A 3,873-nucleotide genomic window follows, 5' to 3' on the forward strand; every position below is an offset into this window, starting at 1 on the left:
CGAGCGTTTCCCCGGGGTGCCGCGCATGGCGCTGACCGCCACCGCGACGCGCGCCACGCATCAAGAGCTCACGGAGCGCCTGCACCTTGACGGCGCGAAGCATTTTGTGGCGAGTTTCGATCGGCCGAATATCCAGTACCGCATCGTGCCCAAGGTCGACCCGCGCAAGCAGTTGGTGAGTTTCATCCGGTCGCTGCAGCCGATCGCTGAGCCTGTCGAAGCGTCGGCGGACCCTGCGCCACCAGCGGGCATCGTCTATGCGCTGAGCCGGAAATCGGTGGAGCAGACGGCGGCGTATCTTTCGACGCAGGGCTTCGATGCGCTGCCGTATCACGCGGGGCTTCCGGCTGAGGTGCGTTCTGCGAATCAGGCGCGGTTCCTGCGCGAAGACGGTGTCGTGATGGTCGCGACGATCGCGTTCGGCATGGGGATCGACAAACCAGACGTGCGGTTCGTCGCGCATATCGACCTGCCGAAGTCGGTTGAGGGGTACTACCAGGAGACCGGTCGTGCCGGGCGCGATGGCGAGGCGTCGGTGGCGTGGATGGCGTACGGGCTCGGCGACGTCGTGCAGCAGCGTCGGCTCATCGATCAATCGCCGGGCGATCGCACGTTCAAGATGCGGATGGGCCAGCATCTCGACGCCATGCTCGCGCTCAGCGAGACGGTCGAGTGTCGTCGACAGAATCTGCTGAACTACTTCGGGCAAGAGTCTGCGCCGTGTGGAAACTGCGACACGTGCCTCGAGAAGCCCGAGACGTTTGACGGACTGATCCCGGCGCAGAAGCTGCTCTCGACGATCGTCAGGCTCAAGCGCGAGCGCAATCAGGCGTTCGGCGCCGGTCACCTGATCGATATTCTGCGGGGGTCGTCGAACGACCGCATCCGACAGCAGAAGCATGACGGCCTGGCGACCTACGGCATCGGAGCCGACCTCTCTGAACAAGACTGGCGGAGCGTCGTCAGGCAGCTTCTGGCGCGCGGCATTCTCGTGGCTCAGGGCGACTACGGAACTCTCGCTCCCGGAGACGTGGCCGGCGGGGTGCTGCGCGGTGAGACGCCGGTGCCGCTGCGTAAAGACACGATGGGGCGGGTCAGCGGTGGTCGTGCCCGCAAAGCGTCGGCAGCGTCGGATGCCGTGGCTGAAGGAGACCGTTCGCTGTTCGAAGCGCTGCGCGTGTGGCGTGCTGAGACCGCGCGAGAGATCGGCAAGCCGGCGTACATCGTCTTCGGCGATGCGACTTTGAGGGCGCTCGCCGAGCTTCGCCCCGCGTCGATGAACGAGCTCGACGGCATCACCGGCATCGGCGAGAAGAAGCGCGAAGCATACGGCGATGCCGTGCTCGCGGTGGTCGCGGCGAATTAGTCGCTCCCTGAGCCCGTCGAGTCGCTCCCGCTACGCTCCCTGAGCTTGTCGAAGGGCCGATCTCCGGGCGCCCGTCGCTCCCTGAGCCCGTCGAAGGGTCGATCTCCGGGCGCCCGTCGCTCCCTGAGCCTGTCGAAGGGTCGACGCCCAAATGGCTCAGAGTCAATAACAATCTATTACGTAAGTTGTCGAATTGGATTGATAACAATCTGATATCGGCGTTGACCCCTTTTGTTCGTGCGAACCCGCGCGATGGCATCAAAAACTCACTGAGTGCGAGCCGTATAGAGCCTGAGGAGATGCTGGACACCCGCTGGGTTCCCCGACATACTGGCCGGGACACACGAGCTCTGTTTGGCGTTGCGCCATGTTCTGGGAGGGGCTTGTGACGCGAACAACGTCCGCATCACGAGAAGGGCAGTCAATGAGTAATCGGAAACCTCTGCGTAAAAGCAGAGTTGCATCAGTAGCGGCGGTAGCCGCACTGGTCGTAGGGCATGGGATGGGAGGGAACGCCGCCTTCGCAGCGCCTACAGATGATTCTGAGGCACTAGCCCAGGTCATCTCGTCGCAGCTTCTGGAGAGCGTCCTCGGCGATCTCACTGAGGGCGAGTTGGCTACCGTGGGGTATTCGCTCGCGGGCAACCCCAGCGATCCCGGCGCGAATACCTCCGCGCTCGACGGTACGAACGTGGGCGCACTGGGCCTGCTGCAGCTTTCGTTGCCGACCGTGAACCTGCCGCTTCTGAAAACGCCAGCGCAGGAGAACGGCATCCTCGACCTCGGCGCCGCCGGTGTTCTCAACGCGTACACGTTGGCCGACTCCGCGACGCACAGCAAGGCGGCATCCGGTGTCGTGACTTCCGACGGCGCGATAAATGTCGACCCGTCAAATGACGGGAATAACGACTTCGCAACTGTGAGCCTCACGGATCTTCTCGCCCAGGTGGGAATCGATCCCGTCACATCGACCGTCGTCGACCAGTTGGACCTCAATCTCGGGGCACTCGCGTCCACTGCTGAGTCGACGAACGACGTTGCGACGTCGGAGTACTACGTCGCCGGTGCTGAACTTGATTTGCACAGTCCCGCGGTAGATGGGCTGACCGATGCGGTGAGCACCGCGCTGAACGCCGTTGGCGGGACGCTCAACACCATTCTCGGTGGTGACGGAATCATCGAGGATCTTGTCCAGGCGCTCGATATCGAGGTCACCGACCCCCTTCTTGGCATTCCGGTCGCGAATGTCACGGCTGGTGGTGAGGGCGCGACGATCGGCATCAATGGTCTCGACACGGGCGTAAGTGCTCTCGTCGATGACGTGCTCGGCACACCGATCACGGACTCTAACGACATCGTCACGATCGCATTCCAAGATGACTTCACACGTGACGATGGCACAGAACCAACGGGCCTCGCCGGCGGCACGGTTCTGATCAACCTCGCGAACCTCTACGATGGCGGCAGCCTTAACGGGCTCACCGCGAACTCGCTGCTGCTCGATTCCACCAACCTGTCCAAGATCACGACGGCAGTGAGCGGTGTGGCCGATTCGGTGACGGGCCAGCTCACCACCGGAATCAATAGTCTGTTGAATGAGCTGTCGGTCGACATCCACATCCCGATTGAAGCTGCACTCGCAGGTGTCGAACTCGCAGAGGGTGCTGTTGACATCCACACGACGATCGCTGATTTGCGTGCTGGTGTTGCGCCGACGGTGGATATTCCGCTGACGGCACTCGGGATCATCGACCTGTCTTTGGTCACGGACGCGGTGTCCGGAGTGGTCACGCCTCTCCTCCCGACTCTGTTCGACGGGGTTGTCGATCCGTTGCTCGAAGCTGTCGATGCAGTGGCGGGCGACGTCGTGACTGAGGTCGTGAGCCCGGTGTTCACCGGGCTCAGCGATGTGCTCGCTGCTGTCAATCAGGTCGTCGAGATTACGATCAACGAACAGCCCACCGAACCGCCGACGAATGGTGAAGGTTACCTCGGTGCGGAATCGTTCACGGTCAACGCCCTGAGCGTTGAGCTGCTCCCAGCTCTGGCGGTCGCGAACATCGATCTCGCTTCTTCGACCGTTCGTTCCGCAGCTGTTGCGCCTTTCGAGCCGACGCTGACGGCAACGTCTCCGGTCGAGCCGGGCGGCACGACTGAGGTCACCTCCGAAGGATGGCCGCCGAACGCGGAAGTGTCGTTGCAGCTTACGGATGACGCGGGTGACCCCGTCGGCGATCCGGTGCCGGTGACGACGGATGCGGACGGCAACATCCCGGCCGGCACTCCCGTGCCGATCCCCGAGGACGCAACGGACGGCACCGAGTACACGGTCGTGGGTACCGACGAGTTCGGCAACACGGCTGAGTCCGACACCGTCGTGATCGAAGACACGGCGGCGACTGACCCGGACGCTGGGACCGACCCCGATGCTGGGACCGACCCTGACGCTGGGACCGACCCCGATGCTGGGACCGACCCTGACGCTGGGACCGACCCTGACGCTGGGA

General features: G+C 63.3%; 2 protein-coding genes. Both read left to right on the forward strand.

Annotated elements, in window-relative coordinates; all coding sequences use genetic code 11:
- The coding region (locus Q1J95_RS15030) for a RecQ family ATP-dependent DNA helicase (protein ID WP_300269095.1) at positions 1 to 1,366 on the forward strand (1,366 nt) is incomplete at its 5' end.
- Positions 1,367 to 1,868: 502 nt separating this feature from the next.
- On the forward strand, positions 1,869 to 3,873 hold a 2,005-nt coding region (locus tag Q1J95_RS15035; RefSeq protein ID WP_300269097.1), incomplete at its 3' end, for a choice-of-anchor G family protein.

The organism is Microbacterium sp. (assembly GCF_029263575.1).
Classification (GTDB): Bacteria; Actinomycetota; Actinomycetes; order Actinomycetales; family Microbacteriaceae; genus Microbacterium.